At 49.2% G+C, this 17,798-nt stretch carries 14 protein-coding genes; all 14 read right to left on the bottom strand.

All coding sequences use genetic code 11. The annotated features are described in order from the left end of the window. Window positions 1–14: 14 nt before the first annotated feature. Window positions 15–767 (bottom strand): tRNA threonylcarbamoyladenosine dehydratase, encoded by a 753-nt coding sequence (locus ACSFXJ_RS07345; RefSeq protein ID WP_435924524.1) that lies wholly within the window; start codon window positions 765–767, stop codon window positions 15–17. Between the two features lie 17 nt (window positions 768–784). Continuing rightward, window positions 785–3,214 carry a TIM-barrel domain-containing protein gene (locus ACSFXJ_RS07340; protein WP_435924523.1) on the bottom strand — a complete coding sequence of 810 codons (2,430 nt, stop codon included), beginning with the start codon at window positions 3,212–3,214 and terminating at the stop codon, window positions 785–787. 52 nt (window positions 3,215–3,266) lie between these two features. Beyond that, entirely contained in the window at window positions 3,267–5,027 is a 1,761-nt protein-coding gene (locus ACSFXJ_RS07335) for an alpha-glycosidase (protein ID WP_435924522.1), read from the bottom strand. A gap of 53 nt (window positions 5,028–5,080) precedes the next feature. Further along, window positions 5,081–5,917, bottom strand: a complete 837-nt coding sequence (locus ACSFXJ_RS07330; RefSeq protein ID WP_435924521.1) for a sugar ABC transporter permease — start codon at window positions 5,915–5,917, stop codon at window positions 5,081–5,083. Further along, the gene (locus tag ACSFXJ_RS07325; RefSeq protein WP_435924520.1) at window positions 5,914–7,224 is read right to left on the bottom strand and encodes a carbohydrate ABC transporter permease; all 1,311 of its coding nucleotides are present in this window, start codon (window positions 7,222–7,224) and stop codon (window positions 5,914–5,916) included. Before ACSFXJ_RS07325 ends, ACSFXJ_RS07330 begins: the two co-directional genes overlap by 4 nt. A gap of 102 nt (window positions 7,225–7,326) precedes the next feature. After that, the gene (locus ACSFXJ_RS07320) at window positions 7,327–8,658 is read right to left on the bottom strand and encodes a sugar ABC transporter substrate-binding protein (RefSeq protein ID WP_435924519.1); all 1,332 of its coding nucleotides are present in this window, start codon (window positions 8,656–8,658) and stop codon (window positions 7,327–7,329) included. A 189-nt stretch (window positions 8,659–8,847) separates the two neighbouring features. Next, window positions 8,848–9,876, bottom strand: coding sequence for a LacI family DNA-binding transcriptional regulator (locus tag ACSFXJ_RS07315; protein ID WP_435924518.1), 1,029 nt, complete (start codon window positions 9,874–9,876; stop codon window positions 8,848–8,850). A gap of 142 nt (window positions 9,877–10,018) precedes the next feature. Then, complete coding sequence (gene aspS, locus ACSFXJ_RS07310; protein WP_435924517.1) at window positions 10,019–11,797, bottom strand: aspartate--tRNA ligase; 1,779 nt, start codon at window positions 11,795–11,797, stop codon at window positions 10,019–10,021. A gap of 65 nt (window positions 11,798–11,862) precedes the next feature. Further along, complete coding sequence (hisS, locus tag ACSFXJ_RS07305; protein ID WP_435924516.1) at window positions 11,863–13,107, bottom strand: histidine--tRNA ligase; 1,245 nt, start codon at window positions 13,105–13,107, stop codon at window positions 11,863–11,865. A gap of 559 nt (window positions 13,108–13,666) precedes the next feature. After that, window positions 13,667–14,146, bottom strand: coding sequence for a hypothetical protein (locus ACSFXJ_RS07300; RefSeq protein WP_435924515.1), 480 nt, complete (start codon window positions 14,144–14,146; stop codon window positions 13,667–13,669). Window positions 14,147–14,163: 17 nt separating this feature from the next. Further along, a complete protein-coding gene (locus ACSFXJ_RS07295; RefSeq protein ID WP_435924514.1) occupies window positions 14,164–14,670 on the bottom strand; it encodes a type 1 glutamine amidotransferase domain-containing protein in 507 nt (168 codons plus the stop codon). A gap of 107 nt (window positions 14,671–14,777) precedes the next feature. Beyond that, window positions 14,778–14,945, bottom strand: a complete 168-nt coding sequence (locus ACSFXJ_RS07290; RefSeq protein ID WP_435924513.1) for a hypothetical protein — start codon at window positions 14,943–14,945, stop codon at window positions 14,778–14,780. A 96-nt stretch (window positions 14,946–15,041) separates the two neighbouring features. Beyond that, complete coding sequence (gene dtd / locus ACSFXJ_RS07285; protein WP_435924512.1) at window positions 15,042–15,488, bottom strand: D-aminoacyl-tRNA deacylase; 447 nt, start codon at window positions 15,486–15,488, stop codon at window positions 15,042–15,044. Window positions 15,489–15,503: 15 nt separating this feature from the next. Then, window positions 15,504–17,681, bottom strand: a complete 2,178-nt coding sequence (locus ACSFXJ_RS07280) for a RelA/SpoT family protein (RefSeq protein ID WP_435924511.1) — start codon at window positions 17,679–17,681, stop codon at window positions 15,504–15,506. Window positions 17,682–17,798: the final 117 nt, after the last annotated feature.

Raw genomic sequence — 17,798 nt, 5'->3', positions numbered from 1 at the left:
CGAACCCCCAGGGATCATCCCTTGGCTTGTCCCGCTTCAAGCAGTTCTTTAACGGCTACACTCACCATAATCAGCCCTACGACCGGCGGAACGAACGAATTGCTCGCCGGCGGCTGTTTGGCTTTACGAATCTTGGCCCCGGCCGGTGCGATCTTCTCCGTGACGTCAGCCCGCGGTTTAACCGGCGGCTCTGTGGAGAACACGACCTTTACTCCTTTTTTGATGCCGTCTTCCCGCAGCTTGGTACGGATCACGCGGGCCATCGGGTCCATATGGGTCTTGGAAATGTCGGCGACCTGAAACTTGGTCGGATCCATCTTGTTGGCCGCTCCCATGCTGGAGAGGATCGGAATCCCGCGTTTACGACATTCCTTGATCAGATGGATTTTGTATATGATCGTATCGGAAGCATCCAGGACATAGTCGATATCGTATTTGAACAATTCTTCATACGTTTCTTCCGTATAAAACATGTTCAAAGCGATGGTCTCGCATTCCGGATTGATCAGCTTCACCCGTTCACACATCAGATCCGCCTTCTTCTGGCCGATCGTCGTCGTCAAGGCGTGAATTTGCCGGTTAATATTCGTGATATCCACCACGTCTTTATCGATCAGGATAATCCGTCCGATTCCGGTTCTGGCCAGTCCTTCGACCGCCATCGCGCCGACGCCCCCGATCCCAAGCACCGCCACCGTACTATTTTTCAAAATATCCAGGCCTTCAGCTCCGATTGCGAGCTCTGTCCGTGAAAATTGATGAAGCATTGTCCGCTAACCTCCCATTAACCCTCAACGATAAATTCAACCTCCTGTAAACCCGCCAACGGCTTCTTAATATACAGATGATTGTCCTGTTTGTCATAATACCATCCTGAACTCCGCTCCTCAAGATGCTTCATTTCATGAACCTTTGACAGAAGACTTACAGACATCGGAATAAAAGGGAGATGATGAATTTTGAACCGTAAGGATTTATCGTCTTGCCGCAATCCGCAGACCTCAAAAGCAGCATGAATGGTAAAGCGCCGATCATTTCCGTTCTGATCCGTACGAATTTGAATCAGGTTATAGTCACCTTGAAGATTCTGGGTACTAATCCCGTCATCCTCATAAAGCGCAAAAGTATTGTTGGTCCCTTGAGCATAAAGATGTATATCCAGCTCCTGCCACATAGCATGGCCCGTATGCTGAACAAGACGTGTTTGGGGTAAAATAGCTCCAGCCCGAACAAATAGCGGCAATACATCCAGCGGCGCATGGGTGATGATGTGCTCGCCTCCCTCATATCGCGTTCCGTTCCAGTAGTCGAACCAGGGGCCCTCTGGCAAATAGACCGTCCTATGTTGCTTGCCTGGTTCATAGATTGGCGCAACCAACAAATCTTTTCCGAATAGAAACTGATCGGACAGATGATACGTATTGCGATCCTTTGGGAACTCAAGCACTAATGGACGCATAATAGGAAGCCCTGTGCAGGTTGATTCATAAAAAAGAGAATAAAGATAGGGAAGCATCCGGTATCTTAATTCAATATACTTCCGGCAAATTTCTTCGACCTCATCATTAAAGGTCCATGGCTCCTGGTTACGGGTATCGATAGCACTATGGTTTCTACAGAACGGAGTGAATACGCCAAGCTGGGTCCATCTGGTTAGCAGCTCTCCTGACGCATGGTGCATAAACCCGCCGATGTCCGCTCCGCTAAAAGCCACCCCGGAAAGCCCGAGATTCAATCCCATCGACATCGACATTCGCATATGGTCCCAATAGCTCCGGTTATCTCCCGTCCATACTGCGGCATATCGCTGAATACCGGCGTACCCTGCTCTTGTCAGCACGAACGGTCTTTCTCCTTGCAGCAGCTTCGCCATTCCTTCATAGGTTGCCTGACTCATGAGCAAACCGTAAACGTTGTGCATCTCTCCGTGTGTTTTGGGGCTACCGTCATTACGGTGAATTACATGTTCATCCATTGTTTTGGTCACGGAATTAAAGACGCTTGGCTCATTCATATCGTTCCATATCCCGCTGATTCCGTAATCTACATAAAATCGATGAAGCGCTCCCCACCATTCACGCGTGCCTTCCTCCGTAAAGTCAGGAAAGACGCTTGGACCCGGCCATACGTCGCCGACATACTCTTTTCCATCAGGAGTTCGACAAAAGCGTCCCGCTTCAAGTCCCTGTTCATAAATCTCGTATCCCTGCTGAACTTTAACGCCAGGATCGACAATAGGCACGATACGGAATCCCAGTTCCTTAAGTTCCCTCATCATGCCTTCCGGATCGGGAAACCGTTCCTTATCAAAGGTGAACACTTTGTATTCATCCATATAATGAATATCAAGATAAATAACGTCGCACGGAATTTTTTTGAACCTGAAATGGTGTGCGAGCCGGATCACTTCCTCCTGATTCATATAGCTGAATCTCGATTGCTGATAGCCTAGAGACCATAAGGGCGGAAGCGGCATTTTCCCGGTTAGTGTCGAATAATTCGCAACGACATCCTTTAGCTCCGGACCCCCGATGAGATACAAATCCATTTCTCCGTTGACCGTTTCAACAAAATAACGATCCGCCTCTTCGCGCAAATCTATAACCGTCTTTCCCGGATGATCGATAAACAATCCAAACGTATTGTCGGAAGTATGGTGAATCAGAAGCGGAATCGACTGATATAGAGACTCCATATCCGGCACATGCGGGTCGAACACATCGGAATTCCACATCGTGTACCTTTCTCCACGTTTATTTAAATATCCCGTAGTTTCGCCAAGTCCATATATCATCGCATCATCATCCATACTCCCCTGACACCGCAACCTGGTTTCCGAGTAGGACAACAGGTAGGACCCGCATGGCTTCCCTTGAGAAGTTTTCACCTTGAAAGACAAGGCAGCTATATCTACAACGAGGACAATATGCCCTCCGTAAAGTTCCAATTCATGATCCATCTCAATAACATGCCAGCCTCCAAGAGGTTCATAAGGTAACAATCCCATTGAAGGCTCCAGTTGAGCCCCCTCTAGTGAACAGGATATTCTAACAATATCCGGCGTCACCAGCTTTACGGTAAGATTTCCATGCTCTCCATGGATCATGACATATTTGTCCTTCCATTCATACCCCTTATACGGACCAATATCACGGTAAATCGAGACAGATTCGCTCTCTATTTGATCCGGGTGAATTTTCTCACTCGTTTGCATGATTTTCAGCACTCCTCTATTTCTATTTGGCAGTACAGTTCGCAGGTACAAGTCAGTTTTTGTATAAAATATGAAAACCATAGGGACCGAGCTCGGCTTTAAACTCACCTTTATAAGGTTGATCACTCACGGATCTGTCCCCACGTTCCAACACTTCCGCTACCTTCCAGACTCCATCAAGCAAAGAAACGGTCACCGCGCTTGGTGAAGAAGAGGCATTCATAGCAATGATAAGATGATCTTCTCCTTTCTGGCGTTCATAAACGAACACCGGCGAGTCCTTCTCGGCCGATTGAATTCGAAAAGCCCCTGTAACCAGCGCAGGATGAGTTTTACGCAGTTGAATGCACTTCTTATAAAAGGCAAACAAAGCCCGGTCCTGATGTTCTTTCTCCCAGATCATACACTTCCGGTTATCCGGATCAAATTCCCCGTCCAGACCAATTTCATCCCCGTAATAAATACTAGGCGCCCCGATAAAAGTAAACTGAAAGGCTACAGCCAATTTCATTTTTGCTTTGTCATTCCCGCACAAGGTCAGCAACCGTACCGTATCATGCGTATCCAAATGATTAAATGAAGCTTCATTCACTTGCTGCGGATATCTGGCCAAATACCTCCCCAGTTTTGTCGCAAAAGCGTGTGCGTCTTCATGATGAAATACAAAGAAATCGAGAATCGCGTTGGAAACGGGGTAATTCATCACGGCATGGAACTGGTCTCCTTGCAGGAACTTCATTCCGTCATGCCATACCTCGCCTAAAATATAAGCATCCGGTTTGACTTCTTTAACCGCTTTCGCGAATTCTCTCCAAAAGGCATGATCCGCCTCATTAGCAACATCCAATCGCCATCCGTCCATATCCGTCTCTTGTATCCAGTAACGGCCTACCTGAAGAAAATAATCGCGCACTTCCGGATTGGCGGTATTCAGTTTTGGCATCGTCTTCTCAAAAGCAAATGTCTTATATGTCGGAATGCCGTCTACCACTTGAAGCGGCCATTCCTGTATGTGAAACCAGCCGTAATACGGAGAGTCCGGACCTTTTTTCACAACATCTTGAAACTGTGGCCACGTAACGCCGGAATGGTTGAATACTCCGTCCAAAATGACGCGAATCCCTCGCTCATGGCAGGAGCGCACTAATTCTTTCAGCGTTTCTTTAGATCCGAAATGGGGATCGATTCTCATGTAGTCCTGCGTATCGTATTTATGATTGGCCGGCGCTTCAAATATAGGATTGAAATAGATCGCAGTTATCCCTAAATCGGCTAAATAATCCAGACGGTCAATGACCCCTTGCAAATCGCCGCCGAAGAAATTGCGGTATTCCGGTTTACCTCCCCACGGAAGCGTTCCTTCCGGATCATTGGACGTATCGCCATTAGCAAAACGTTCCGGAAAGATCTGATAAAATATGGCGTTCTTCGCCCAGTCCGGCGGACTTTGCAGATCGATCGGGTGCAAGTAAGGAAATTCAAAGCAGCCTAAATGCTCTAGCGGCATTTGGATATCGAAGCCTTTTTCAGAGAACCAAATCCGCTCCTCCCCCTTGATTATAAGAAAGCAATAGGCCAGTCTGCCGTAAGGCGGCTCTACTTCAGCCTGCCAATAGTCATAAAGCTCGTCATAAGCCAGGAAGTCCATTTGTTTATACTGCATATCTCCCCACGGCTTGCATTTGTCTCCATAGAGCACTTCAATTTTATCGATATCCGCTCTTTTCGTGCGAATGCGCACATGAACCGAGCGTTCATTATATCCGTAAGCCCAACAATCGTTGGACCGATGATAAACAGCTTCTAATACCATGCCGATTTCTCAACTCCCTTTGATTGGTAATGTCCCCTGCCGATATTTGCGAATTAACCCTTATCCGCTCCCGCCATGAGTCCTTCAACCAAATAACGCTGCAAGAATACAAACAATAAGGTCAGCGGTACGGCGACCAGTACACAGCCTGCTGCAAACAACGTAAATTCCGTTGCGGACCTGCCTTGTACTATACGGAACAAGCCTACGGCCAGCGTCTGATTTTCCGGTGTGCTGAGCACCATGTTGGCAAAGATAAAATCGACAAATCCGCTGCTGAAGGAAGTCAACGCAATGTAGACCAGCATCGGCTTGGATAGCGGAAGAATGATGCGCCGAAATACGGTTAAATGTCCCGCCCCGTCTATTTTTGCCGCATCCACCAAGCTCTGCGGAATGGTATCGAAGTAGCTTTTAACATACAGATATCCCATCGGCGCCCCGGCGGAATAGACCAGAATTAACGATAGATGAGTATCCAGCAATTGCAGCTGCATTAACAAAATATAAACCGCAATCATGCTCATAAAGCCCGGAAACATCCCGATCACAAGCAGGCCCAACATTAATTTTTTACGGCCTTTAAAACGAAACCGTGAGAATACATAGCCAGTAATCGTCACCAGGATCGTGCTGAAAATCATTGTGAAAAGAGCGACCTTGAACGTATTCAAAAACCACTGTCCAAAGGGGTACTTATCGAACAATTCACGATAATGCTCCAGCGTGAACGAGGACGGAATCAAAGTCTCGCTGTACAAGGCATTGCCCGGACGGACGGAGGACATAACGACCCATAAAGCCGGGTATACGCATGCAATACCGAGAAGAATCAGCCCCAGGTAGCAGAATAGATTGCCCATACTAAATTTGCGCTTTGACGTTATCATCTGTAGTCATCCTCCTCCTTGAATGCTTTCGTACGACGAACATTGGTAACGGCGAAGGACGCCACAATGATGAAAATAAAAATGCCGATAATCGAGGCGAAATTGTATTTGCCGCTGTCCATCGTCAATTTGTACAGCCAGGTTATCAAAATATCTGTACTGCCTGCAGATTGGTAGTTTGGATTAGCAGGGTTACCATTCGTCAGGAGGTAGATCAAATTAAAGTTGTTGATGTTGCCGGCAAACGACATGACGAGGAGCGGTCCGAAAGAAAGCATGACGGAAGGAAAAGTAATGTTGCCGAATTGTTGCACGGGTGTGGCTCCGTCAATTTCCGCAGCTTCATATAAATCCTTCGATATCGTCGATAAAATACCGATAACCATCAGCATGGTGATAGGGAAACCAATCCAGATATTAACGATAATAACCGTAAACTTGGCCCAGAACGGATCGGTTAGCCACGGTAAGCCGCCAAGGCCAAAATAAGCTAGATATTGATTGATCGGCCCGAATTGTCCATTGAACATATTTCGCATGATCAACAATGAAATGAACTGAGGGATTGCATAAGGAATAATAAAAAGCGTCCGCCAAAAGCCCTTAAATCGTATACCTTTCTTCTGCACCATCAGAGCAGCGGCAAAACCGCCCGCAAATGTAGTCAAGGTCGCGCATATCGTCCAAACAAGCGTCCAGAACGCTACTCCAAAGAAAGTCTGGTTCCATGCTTTAATCGTAAAAATATCCTTAAATCCATCCAGCCCAATCCAGCTTACGAGCTTGGCCGGAGGCAAATAATTCGGTGCGGAGTAATTCGTAAATGCGAGCAAAACCATGAAAAATATGGGCATCACGGTAAAGAAAATAACGAGCAGGACAGGAATGGATATGATCATTTGGGGGAATTTAACCCCGCCAAGATATTGAAGGGTATCCGAAAAACGCGGCGCCGCTAAACCTTGTTCACGCATACTTCCAACTTTATAAGCATCCTTAACATTTGCTATATAGAATGCAAGCCAAATGAACAGGGCTAAAATGATGATAATGCCTTCGATCATCAGAAAGATCGAGTGATCCCCGCGAACATTGACATAAAGCTTGCCCACTTTCTCAAGATGGTCCGCCTGCTCACCCAGTGTCACCAAGCCCCAAATAGCTTTAGGTGCTGCCATGGCCACTGTGATACCTAGCAAATGAACGATAAAGAGCAGCAGCCCTTTAATGATTTGCCGATTATATAGTTGACCAAACCCCATACCGATGAGCGATAATACGGCCGCCCACTTTCGATGCTGGTTCATTGTCAATCATCTCCCGAAGATAAATATGAAATGGGTGACGTCATCCGTCAGAAAGAACGGACGACGTCAAGGTGCTCGTGCAAGAAACCTAAAAAAATCACATTACTTCTTCAGAGTTTCTATGCCTTGCTTTATGCTTTCCACCGCATTGTCGAGCGTGGTTTTGACATCCTCGCCTTTCCAAATCAGCTCAAGCGCATTAGCGATAGGAGGCCAGACTTGCTGCATTTCAAAAATGGAAGGCATGGCGATGGAATGCTCAAACTGTTGAATTGCCCCGCTTACCATTTCGTTTTCTTTTATTGCCGGTTCATTCTCCATCCCTTTACGAGCAGGAATAAATCCGGTCATCTCAAAGTTTTTTAGAAGTGCTTCCTGCGATGTTACGTACCGGGCGAACAATTTTGCCGCATTAGGATATTTGCTGTAAGCACTCACGTAATAAGCCTTCACGCCAGCAAAAGTATCCGGCTGTTGTCCATTCGGAAACTTAGGCAAAGGAACCATGCCTACTTCAAAGGGAAGACTGGAGAAGTTGCCGATATTCCATACACCATCCAGATTAATCGCCAGCTTGCCTTCCTGAAACAGTCCGGTTTTTACATCGGTCGTTGCATCAGCAGCCTCCATTGGTAAAATTTCACGCATAGCCTGAAAGTATTTCATCCCCTCAACGGATCCTTCGTTATTCAGACCGATATCGTCAGGGTTCGTGTTGTCGTTGCCAAAAATATAGCCGTTAAAGCCGGAGATGAACGGATAAGCAAAGTAGAAATTGTTCAGTTGCATCATGAAACCGTATTTCTTCTTGGCCGGATCGTTATACTTTTTGGAGAAGCTGATAATGTTGTCCCAGCTGCTCAAATCATTTTCAGTGACCAGCTCTTTGTTATAGAACAGAGCATACGTCTCCATGTTCCTTGGATATCCGTATAAAATGCCGTCTTTCGTTACCGCATTCACCGCTGTTTCCTGAAACTCGGCCCGTGTCTCCTCCTCAAAGTAATCGTTAGGGAGCACAAATCCGCCTGCGACAGCTTCACTCAAATTGTCATGCGGCAGGACCAGAACGTCAGCAGCCAATCCCGCAGGTCCATCCGTTTTCATCTTTTGCATTTGTTCCGGCGCTCCCTGCTCTTGAACCTCTACCGGAATGTTGTACTTCTCCGTAAATTCCTTGGCTATTTCTTTCAAAAAAGGAGTTCCGTCATTTCCATCCCAAATGATGAGCTTTGCTCCGGATTCAGGAGTCAGTTGATCACTCGCACCTGAACCATCGGTCCCGGAGTTAGTTCCAACGTCAGCACCGTTTGTTTGTTCAGCTTGTTGCGCCCCGTTAGACTTATTATTTTGGGATGAACACGCCACTGTAGTCGTAAATACCAGTATCAACACACACCACAAAGTCATCACTTTTCTAAAATTCATATGCATTGCAAACCACCCTCCTAAATTATTAAGCGCTTACATAAGGTAAACTAAAACATTTAATCTAATCTTTTATTTATGTAGCTCTTCTCTAATAAAGAGTTTAGCTATTACATCACCTCCTTTATCGCATTCCTGATTAAACGTTTAATCATATTTTAAAAAATATAGCATGATTGCTTTTCGTGCAAAAAGCTATATTTCTTTAAATGAGGTGCTGCTTTGTCTAACGGCCAGGCTAACCGGAATCTTCACGGACCTCTTATCTGGACTGAGCCCGTTTCCATTAATTTGATCCAGTAACATGGTTACTGCAATCTGACCCTTAGCTACAATATCCTGCCTAATGGTAGTTAAAGAAGGAATCATATACTGGGAATAAAAAATATCATCGAATCCAACAACCGACAAATCCGCAGGTACGGATAAACCGATGTCATGCAATCCCCGGATCAAACCGATTGCCGATACGTCGGAAAAGGCAAACATAGCACTGATCTTACTCTTATAGCTGCCTATCCTCTGCGCCACATGATATCCTCCCTGAATGGAAGGAGCTTCCTCAAAGGTCAGTTCGGGATCCTCCGGAATCCCTGATTCCCTTAATGCCCTCAAGTATCCTTGATGGCGGAAATAGTTGACCCCTCCTTCCTCCAATTTCCCTGTCAGCACCCCGATGACTTTATGACCCAGTCCGATCAAATGCTTGGTTCCTAAATATCCTCCTGCTTCATCATCAAGATCTATCTGATGGAAGTCAGGATTCGACAGATGGCTGTCCAAAAACACGCACGGTATGTTAAGAGACAGCAGCTTCTTAAATGCAGCCGTGTGTTCGAATACACCGACTACGATAAGACCATCCAGATGCCGCTGCTTCACAAACGAGAAATCTTCATTCTCGTCAATCCCCAGAAGAATGACCTGTACCTCATGGTGTCTCGCTCCGCCCTCTACCCCTCGGACAAGCTCCCAATAGAACGGATTATCCTGAAGCATCCCTTTCTCCAAGAAAGGAACAACGATGGCAATCAGATGAGATTTCATGTCCTTCAGGCTTCGTGCTGATGCACTGGGGACAAATTGCAGCTCCTGAATAATTTTATTTACTTTACTCACCGTATTCGGCGAGACTCTGCCTTTACCATTAATAACATTGGACACCGTGGCGATTGAAACGTTTGCAATACGTGCGATGTCTTTGATAGACACTTTGTTATTCATTTGAAATCCAACCTTAGTTTATTTGGTTAAACGTTACATCAACTACAGTTTGATTAAAACATCCTCTTGTTCCTTTGTCAATCCTATTTATTCATAACGAAAAGAAGCTCCCTGGATCAGGGAGCCCTTGTATTACCTATTTTTACTTTTTCTCTTCAACCGGCTTCTTGGCCACTTTGATGTGGAGCTGCTCCAACTGAGGCACATCCACTTCGGAAGGCGCGTTCATGAGCAGGTCGGTCGCGCTAGCCGTTTTAGGGAAAGCGATCGTCTCGCGCAAGTTAGAGCGTCCTGCCAGCAGCATGACCAGACGGTCGAAGCCGAAGGCGATCCCGCCGTGCGGAGGAGTACCGTACTCGAAGGCATCCATCAGATAGCCGAATTTGTCCTGAGCTTCTTCCTGAGAAAGGCCGATGGCCTTGAACATTTTTTCTTGAATTTCGCGTTTGTAGATCCGCATGGAGCCGCCGCCTACTTCATAACCGTTCAACACGAGGTCATAGGCTTGGGCAAGAATTTGTCCAGGATCGGTATCGAACAATTCCAGGTCTTCTTCGCGTGGGCGGGTGAACGGATGATGTTCGGCCACATAGCGTTTTTGTTCTTCGTCCCAGCCCAAAAGCGGGAAGTCGACAACCCAGGCGAATTTGTACACGTTATCGTCGATAAGCCCCAGTTGACGGCCGATCTTCAAGCGAAGCGCGCCTAGAACGTCGGCTACCACTTTTTTGTTATCCGCAGAGAAGAGCAGCAGATCGCCTTCTTCAGCGCCGGTACGTTCTTTAATAGCATCGATCTCTTGCTCCGTAAAGAACTTGACGATAGGACCCTTGAATTCGCCTTCTTTGACTTGAATCCAGGCCAATCCTTTCGCTCCGTAACGGGCCGCATACGGGCCGAGATCGTCGATTTCTTTACGGCTCCATGTTCCGCAGCCTTTAGCGTTCAACACTTTAACTTCTCCGCCCTTTTCAACCACCGAGGCAAATACTTTCACTCCGCTGGAAGCCACCAGATCGCTCACGTTGACGAGCTCCAGGCCGAAGCGCAGATCCGGTTTGTCGGAGCCGTATTTCCCGATGGCATCCGCATAGCTTAGACGTTGGAACGGTGTAGGAATATCGACGCCTTTCGTTTCCTTGAACAGGCGAACGACCAGTTGTTCCATCATGTCCAATAGCTCGTCCCGGCTAAGGAATGACGTCTCAATGTCGACTTGCGTGAACTCAGGCTGACGATCCGCACGCAGATCCTCGTCCCGGAAGCAGCGGGCGATTTGATAATAGCGCTCGACACCGCTCACCATCAGAAGCTGCTTGTACAACTGAGGGGATTGCGGCAATGCGAAAAATTCGCCGGCATGTACGCGGCTAGGCACGAGATAATCGCGTGCGCCTTCCGGGGAGCTCTTCGTCAGGATCGGAGTTTCTACTTCAATAAATCCTTCACCGTCCAGGAAATCGCGGAATACTTTAGCCGCTTTGGAGCGAAGCCACAGCGTTTTTTGCATTTCCGGACGACGCAGGTCCAAATAGCGGTACTTCAAGCGAAGCGACTCGTCCACTTCAACGCCGTCTTCGATAAAGAACGGAGGTGTTTTGGCCGCATTCAGCACTTCGATTTCCGTAATTTGCACTTCGATTTCGCCGGTCGGCAAGTTCGAATTGACGGTTTCGGCATCTCTTTTGACTACTTTACCGCTGACGGCAAGCACGTATTCGCTGCGCACTTTATCGGCGATTTGCAGCGCTTCTCCGGAATAAGCGGGATTGAAAACGATTTGTACGATGCCGCTGCGATCGCGCAGGTCGATGAACAGGACGCCTCCCAGGTCGCGGCGGGTTTGAACCCAGCCGTTCAGCGTTACGGTTTCTCCGATTTGGGCGGTCCCGAGGGTCCCGCAATGATGAGTTCGTTTCATAATTAATGCCTAACTCCTTCACACATATATTTGAATTGCTTGCTTACATCCGTTCATTACCACGTTTATTGAAGCTCGTTGATCAAATCCGTGAGCTTCACAGTACGCTGCTCGCCGGATTCCATCGACTTCAGGGCGATTTCGCCCCGCGCCAACTCGTCGTCGCCGAGAATGGCGGTATAGCGGGCTTGCATACGATCCGCGGATTTCATCTGGGCTTTCATTTTCCGGCCGAGATAATCCCGGTCCGCGGAGAAGCCGGCCTGCCGCAACCGGAACAGCAGCGTCGTAATCTCTTTGTCGGCGGCTTCGCCCAGCGCAACCAGATAAATGTCGAGCGGCCGGGCCCCGCTGAGGCCGATTTCCTGCTTCTCCAGAATAAGCGCGATCCGCTCCAGGCCGACCGCCATGCCGATCCCCGGCTGATCCGGCCCGCCGACCTCGGCGACCAAACCGTTGTACCGGCCGCCGCCGCCGATCGTATCGATCGCTCCGATGCCCTGGGCCTTGTATTCGAAAGCGGTATGGGTATAATAATCCAATCCGCGTACGAGGCGGTGATTGATGACGTAATCGACATTCATCGCCGTCAACAATTCCTGAACCTTGGCAAAATGCGCGGTGCATTCCTCGTCAAGGCTGTCGAGAATCGACGGGGCGCCGCCGAACTTCTCCTGATCCACCTTGCAATCGAGCACGCGAAGCGGATTCCGTTCCATCCGGGATTGGCAGTCCTTGCAAAGGGTATCCTTCATCGGCATGAGGAACCCGAGCAATTTGTCGCGATATGCCGCCCGGCTCGCCGGGTTTCCTACCGAGTTGATTTCAACCTTAACCCCTTGAAGTCCCAACTCGCGGCAATACTGGTACCCGAGCGCAACCACCTCCGCATCGATCGCCGGATCGACGGCCCCGAACGCCTCGATGCCGAACTGATGAAACTGGCGCTGGCGTCCGGCCTGCGGTCGCTCATACCGGAACATCGGTCCGATATAGTACAACTTGGTTACATCGGGCTCTCCGTATAACTTGTTTTCAACATAAGAGCGAACGACACCCGCCGTTCCTTCCGGTCGCAGCGTCATCCACCGCTCCCCTTTATCTTGGAACGTGTACATTTCTTTTTCGACAATATCCGTCGTTTCGCCCACGCCGCGCTCGAAGAGCGATGTCTGTTCGAAGATCGGCGTCCGGATTTCCCGGTAGTTAAAGCGCCGGCACAAATCGCGGGCTTTTTCTTCGATCAGCTGCCACTTCTCCACCGTGCCCGGCAGCAAATCCTGTGTACCCGTAGGTTTCTGAAAAGCCATGGCTCCATCCTCCATCTCTGTTGTAAAAATAAAAAACTCCCGTTCCTGTTATTACATCAACAGGGACGAGAGATTGATTTGCCAATTCACCCGTGGTGCCACCCACATTCCGAATGCCGCATGACGTTCAAGGTGCCCTGAAGCAGCCAGAAGGTCATCGACTTTCGCTCATAGCGGTATAACGCCCGCCGGCGCCGTACGTCTACTCTGCCCAAGGTTGCCGGTTCTTCCGGTCCTGCCCTGCGCGTTTTCGCCGCCGGTTCTCGGGGAAGTCTTTCGTTCAGTCATCACCGGAATCCTTCCAGCCTGGCCGTGAAGCCGGGATTCCTCTCTGCGGATGTGGGGCTGAAGTACTTTGTCCCGTCATCAAATCGATATGATTTTGATTTTAAGGAATTGCAGTGCCAAAGTCAAGAGAAGAGAAAGAAAAAGACCTGCACCAACGGGGTACAGGTCCAAAATGATTATATTAAAAAAGGGGGTCATGCTGTTATTATAAACAGGCTATGTTAAAGGAACATGAAACGAATATTACAGTTCGATTACAAGAACGCTTAATTTAATCCAAATGTTCGACGAACGCCCCGTGAGTCCGAAGCTTATGCACAATGCCCTCGTAATCCTCGTCTTTGACTTTGGCCGTCAATACATACCTCAAGTTGTCGAAATCATCGTCGGTCGCTCCGGTAACATCCATCACGGGCGCCAATTCGGAATCCCGGCTGGCCCGATCCAGATCCGGATCCGGTCGCTCTCCGTTCACCAAGCCGTCCCGCTCATCCTGATCCCGTACAGCCATGACGGGAAGTACGTTTTGTGCCGTCACGGTACCGGGTACGCCGATAGCCCCGTAGGTTCCGCCCGTATTCACGGACGTACTGTTCAACGGCAGCAAAGGGAGGAGCAAGTTGTGGCTTCTGCCGATCGAGTGGTCCAGCGAACTGACTTCCACCTGATCCATTTCATACGGAAGAAGACTTGTCCTTGCTCCCTCCGCCTGGTCTTCGCTTTTGAAATACGCCTGGATATGTTTGGACATGTCAATCTCTCCTTTTGTTAAAGCTTTTTCAACAATTCGCGAACAAAAGCAGGCTCGTCCTTCGGTGTTCGGGAAGTTACGTAATTGCCGTCAACGACAACTTCCTCATCCCGGAATTCCGCACCGGCGTTCACCATGTCGTCTTTTAACGGCGGATAGCTTGTAATCGTCCTGCCTTTCAGCAATCCGGCGCTGGCCAGTATTTGCGGACCATGGCAGATCGCAGCTATGGTCTTCCCTGCCTTGTCCGCCTGTTGGACGAAATCCAAAATCCCCTGATCCAGCCTTAAATTTTCCGGGGAGGATCCGCCGGGAATGACGACCGCATCGTAATCGTCCGCCTTGACTTCCCCGATACCTTTATCTGCCGTATATTCCGCTTTCCCTTGTTTGCCTTTCAATGTTTCCCAGGCCCGCAGTCCGATAATATCCGTCTGATGGCCGGCTTTTTTTACCTCATCGTAAGGAACCTGCATTTCCGAATCTTCAAACTCGTTAGCAAGCAAAAACGCGACTTTGCTCATGATCCTCATTCTCCCTTCGGAAGTGTCCTTCGCTTTGTTATTACCCGTACGCCTCCCCTTTATAACACAAAAGGAACCGGGTTCCCCCCGATCCCTTTTTGTTGTTATTAACTTCCCGGCCGCGGGGCAAACCCCTTTGAAAAAGGCTTGACTTCGCGGACCGCATCCAAATCCTCCGGCCTTTCGGCGCGGGCTAACGCGAACGCTTCATTCCGCTCGCCCGCAGTCATTACGGGCAATAGCTGCCAAACTCTTGATTTGATCGATTGACGCATTCGGATCTCCTCTTACTTGGACGTCGACACTGCTCTTATTCAGTAACAGGTTGTCCAATAAAAGAATCCTTTATCCGAAAAACGTTCGTCTCCGGCTTAGGCGTACGGATGCTCCAGAATGAGCGTCACCGGCCCCCAATTGGTGAATTCGACGTCCATGTCGGCGCCGAACTGTCCGGTTTCGACCGTGAGCCCCTTATCCCTTAACAGCTCGTTAAAACGGTCATATAACGGCTGCGCAATTTCCGGCCTGGCCGCGGTCGTAAAGCTCGGGCGCTTTCCCTTCCGGCAATCCCCATACAACGTAAACTGGGAAACCGAAAGGATCGCTCCTTGCGTATCCGAAACGCTAAGATTCATCTTGCCTTCCTCGTCTTCAAAAATGCGTAATCCCGCAATTTTCTCGGCAAGATAAGCGGCGTCCTTCTCCGTATCCTCATGCGTAATGCCTACGAGCAGAACAAGCCCGCGCCCGATGAAACCTACCGTTTCACCAGCCACGCTCACCTTGGCCTGCTTGCAGCGCTGAACTACAATTCTCATCTCAAGTTGCTCTCCTTATTGCATGATTCGGTGCACGGTATAGACATCCTTCACGCGCTTGATCCTTTCCACGACGGATTGCAAATGATCCGTGTTCCGGATCAATATCGTCATGTGAACAAGCGCCATCTTGTTTTTGTCCGAACGTCCGGATACCGCCGAAATGTTCGTCTTGCTCTCCGAGACGGCCTGCAGCACTTCGTTCAGGAAGTTGCGGCGGTCATGGCCCGTAATTTCAATGTCCACGCTGTAATTGGCCTCGACGGCATTTTCCCATTCGACCTCGATGACCCGGGCCGCTTCTTGGCCTTCGCCGACATTCGGGATGTTCGGACAGTCGCTGCGATGCACGGAAACCCCGCGCCCGCGCGTAATATAACCGACGATCTCGTCGCCGGGAACCGGGTTGCAGCATCTCGCAAAACGAACAAGCAAGTTGTCGATGCCTTTGACGACCACCCCGTGGGTCGGACGGTTCCTCCGCTCTTCCGGAGCGGCCTTGACTTCCTTCACTTCCGAAGTCAACTCGATCGCGTTGCTTTCTTCCTGCTCCTTGCGGAGCTTCTCGGTCAGCTTGGTGGCGATCTGCGCCGCCGTTATTCCGCCGAATCCGACTGCGGACAGCATATCGTCGATATCGTTGAACGCAAACTTCTTGCAAGCTTCCATCAGCTTGTCGTCGCTCATCCAGCTTGGCGGATCGATGCCTGCGCGTTTCAGCTCCCGCTCGATCAACTCGCGGCCCTTCTCGACGTTCTCCTCCCGCTTTTCCTTCTTGAACCACTGCTTGATTTTGCTGCGGGCATGGGAGGATTGCGCGATCTTCAGCCAATCCTGGCTAGGGCCGTAAGAATGTTTGGACGTCAAAATTTCCACGATGTCCCCGGTCTTCAGCTTATGGTCCAGCGGAACGATCCGGCCGTTGACTTTGGCTCCAATCGTGCGGTTGCCGACCTCGGTATGAATGCGGTAAGCAAAATCCAGCGGAACGGAGCCCGAAGGCAGCTCGATGACTTCGCCGGACGGCGTAAAGACAAACACCAAATCGGTGAAAAAGTCCATTTTCAAAGATTCCACGAATTCGGAAGCATCCTTAGCCTCATGCTGGAGCTCCAAAATTTCGTTGAAGAACGTCAGCTTCTTCTCCGGGCCGCCGGCTTCCGGACCTTCCTTGTACGCCCAATGCGCGGCGATCCCGTATTCGGCCGTCCGGTGCATTTCCCAGGTGCGGATCTGCACTTCGGTCGGCTCGCCGTTCGGCCCTACGACCGTCGTATGCAGCGACTGGTACATATTCGCTTTCGGCATCGCGATATAGTCCTTAAACCGCCCCGGCATCGGCTTCCATAACGTATGAATGATGCCGAGCGTCGCATAGCAATCCTTAATATTGTCAACGATGATCCGAATCGCAAGCAGGTCGTAAATTTCGTTGAATTGCTTGTTTTTCGTCGTCATCTTCTTATAAACGCTGTAAATATGCTTGGGGCGTCCCGACAGGTCGGCTTCGACCCCCATTTCGTCCAGCTTTTCGGAAATTTTTGAAATGACGCTATCGATGTATTCCTCGCGTTCGGCTCTTTTTTTGCGCATCAAATTGGCGATCCGGTAATACTGCTGCGGGTTTAAATACCTTAGCGCAATATCTTCCATTTCCCATTTGATCGCCGAAATCCCGAGCCGGTTCGCAATCGGGCAAAAAATCTCCAGCGTTTCGTACGCGATTCGCCGCTGGCTTTCCTCCGACTGGTATTTCAAGGTGCGCATATTGTGGAGGCGGTCGGCTAGCTTAATGACGATAACCCGGATATCCTGCGCCATGGCGATGAACATTTTCCGGTAATTCTCGTTTTGCTGCTCTTCCTTGGACCGGAATTTGATCCGCTCCAGCTTTGTAAGTCCGTCCACAAGCATGGCGCAATCCTGGCCGAAATGCTCTTCAATTTCCTTTAACGATACGGTGGTATCCTCCACGACATCATGAAGAAGCGCCGCAATGATCGACAAACTGTCCATCTGCATATTGACGACGATTTCCGCCACCGCAAGCGGATGCAGAATATACGGTTCCCCGGATTTCCGGAGCTGCCCGTGATGGGCCTGTTCCGCAAAATCATAGGCTCTTCTGATGCGCCCGAGATCCGTTTCTTTTATATAGGCCGACGCCTTTTCAAGTAATCGCTCTATGCCCATTGAATGTACGCCGATTCCTTTCTATTTCCCCAAATTTGATTTCCTATAATTATGCCTCTTGCGCCTCCTTCCGTCAACTCTCCAAGCCCAATCTAAATGCAACCTTCATTTATGATG

The sequence above is a fragment of the Paenibacillus salivarius genome, assembly GCF_051307165.1.
In the GTDB taxonomy this organism is placed as follows: domain Bacteria; phylum Bacillota; class Bacilli; order Paenibacillales; family Paenibacillaceae; genus Fontibacillus.
The sequence above is the reverse complement of the archived record's forward strand: the minus strand, read 5'-3'. Positions and strand labels throughout refer to the sequence as shown.

Excerpts from the sequence above, each read along its gene's own strand:
- dtd (WP_435924512.1), bottom strand. The coding sequence starts at position 15,488 with ATGAGAATTGTAGTTCAGCGCTGCAAGCAGGCCAAGGTGAGCGTGGCT.
- ACSFXJ_RS07335 (WP_435924522.1), bottom strand. The coding sequence starts at position 5,027 with ATGGTATTAGAAGCTGTTTATCATCGGTCCAACGATTGTTGGGCTTAC.
- ACSFXJ_RS07295 (WP_435924514.1), bottom strand. The coding sequence starts at position 14,670 with ATGAGCAAAGTCGCGTTTTTGCTTGCTAACGAGTTTGAAGATTCGGAA.
- ACSFXJ_RS07340 (WP_435924523.1), bottom strand. The coding sequence starts at position 3,214 with ATGCAAACGAGTGAGAAAATTCACCCGGATCAAATAGAGAGCGAATCT.
- ACSFXJ_RS07300 (WP_435924515.1), bottom strand. The coding sequence starts at position 14,146 with ATGTCCAAACATATCCAGGCGTATTTCAAAAGCGAAGACCAGGCGGAG.
- ACSFXJ_RS07345 (WP_435924524.1), bottom strand. The coding sequence starts at position 767 with ATGCTTCATCAATTTTCACGGACAGAGCTCGCAATCGGAGCTGAAGGC.
- ACSFXJ_RS07330 (WP_435924521.1), bottom strand. The coding sequence starts at position 5,917 with ATGATAACGTCAAAGCGCAAATTTAGTATGGGCAATCTATTCTGCTAC.
- ACSFXJ_RS07280 (WP_435924511.1), bottom strand. The coding sequence starts at position 17,681 with ATGGGCATAGAGCGATTACTTGAAAAGGCGTCGGCCTATATAAAAGAA.
- aspS (WP_435924517.1), bottom strand. The coding sequence starts at position 11,797 with ATGAAACGAACTCATCATTGCGGGACCCTCGGGACCGCCCAAATCGGA.
- ACSFXJ_RS07290 (WP_435924513.1), bottom strand. The coding sequence starts at position 14,945 with ATGCGTCAATCGATCAAATCAAGAGTTTGGCAGCTATTGCCCGTAATG.
- hisS (WP_435924516.1), bottom strand. The coding sequence starts at position 13,107 with ATGGCTTTTCAGAAACCTACGGGTACACAGGATTTGCTGCCGGGCACG.
- ACSFXJ_RS07320 (WP_435924519.1), bottom strand. The coding sequence starts at position 8,658 with ATGCATATGAATTTTAGAAAAGTGATGACTTTGTGGTGTGTGTTGATA.
- ACSFXJ_RS07315 (WP_435924518.1), bottom strand. The coding sequence starts at position 9,876 with ATGAATAACAAAGTGTCTATCAAAGACATCGCACGTATTGCAAACGTT.
- ACSFXJ_RS07325 (WP_435924520.1), bottom strand. The coding sequence starts at position 7,224 with ATGAACCAGCATCGAAAGTGGGCGGCCGTATTATCGCTCATCGGTATG.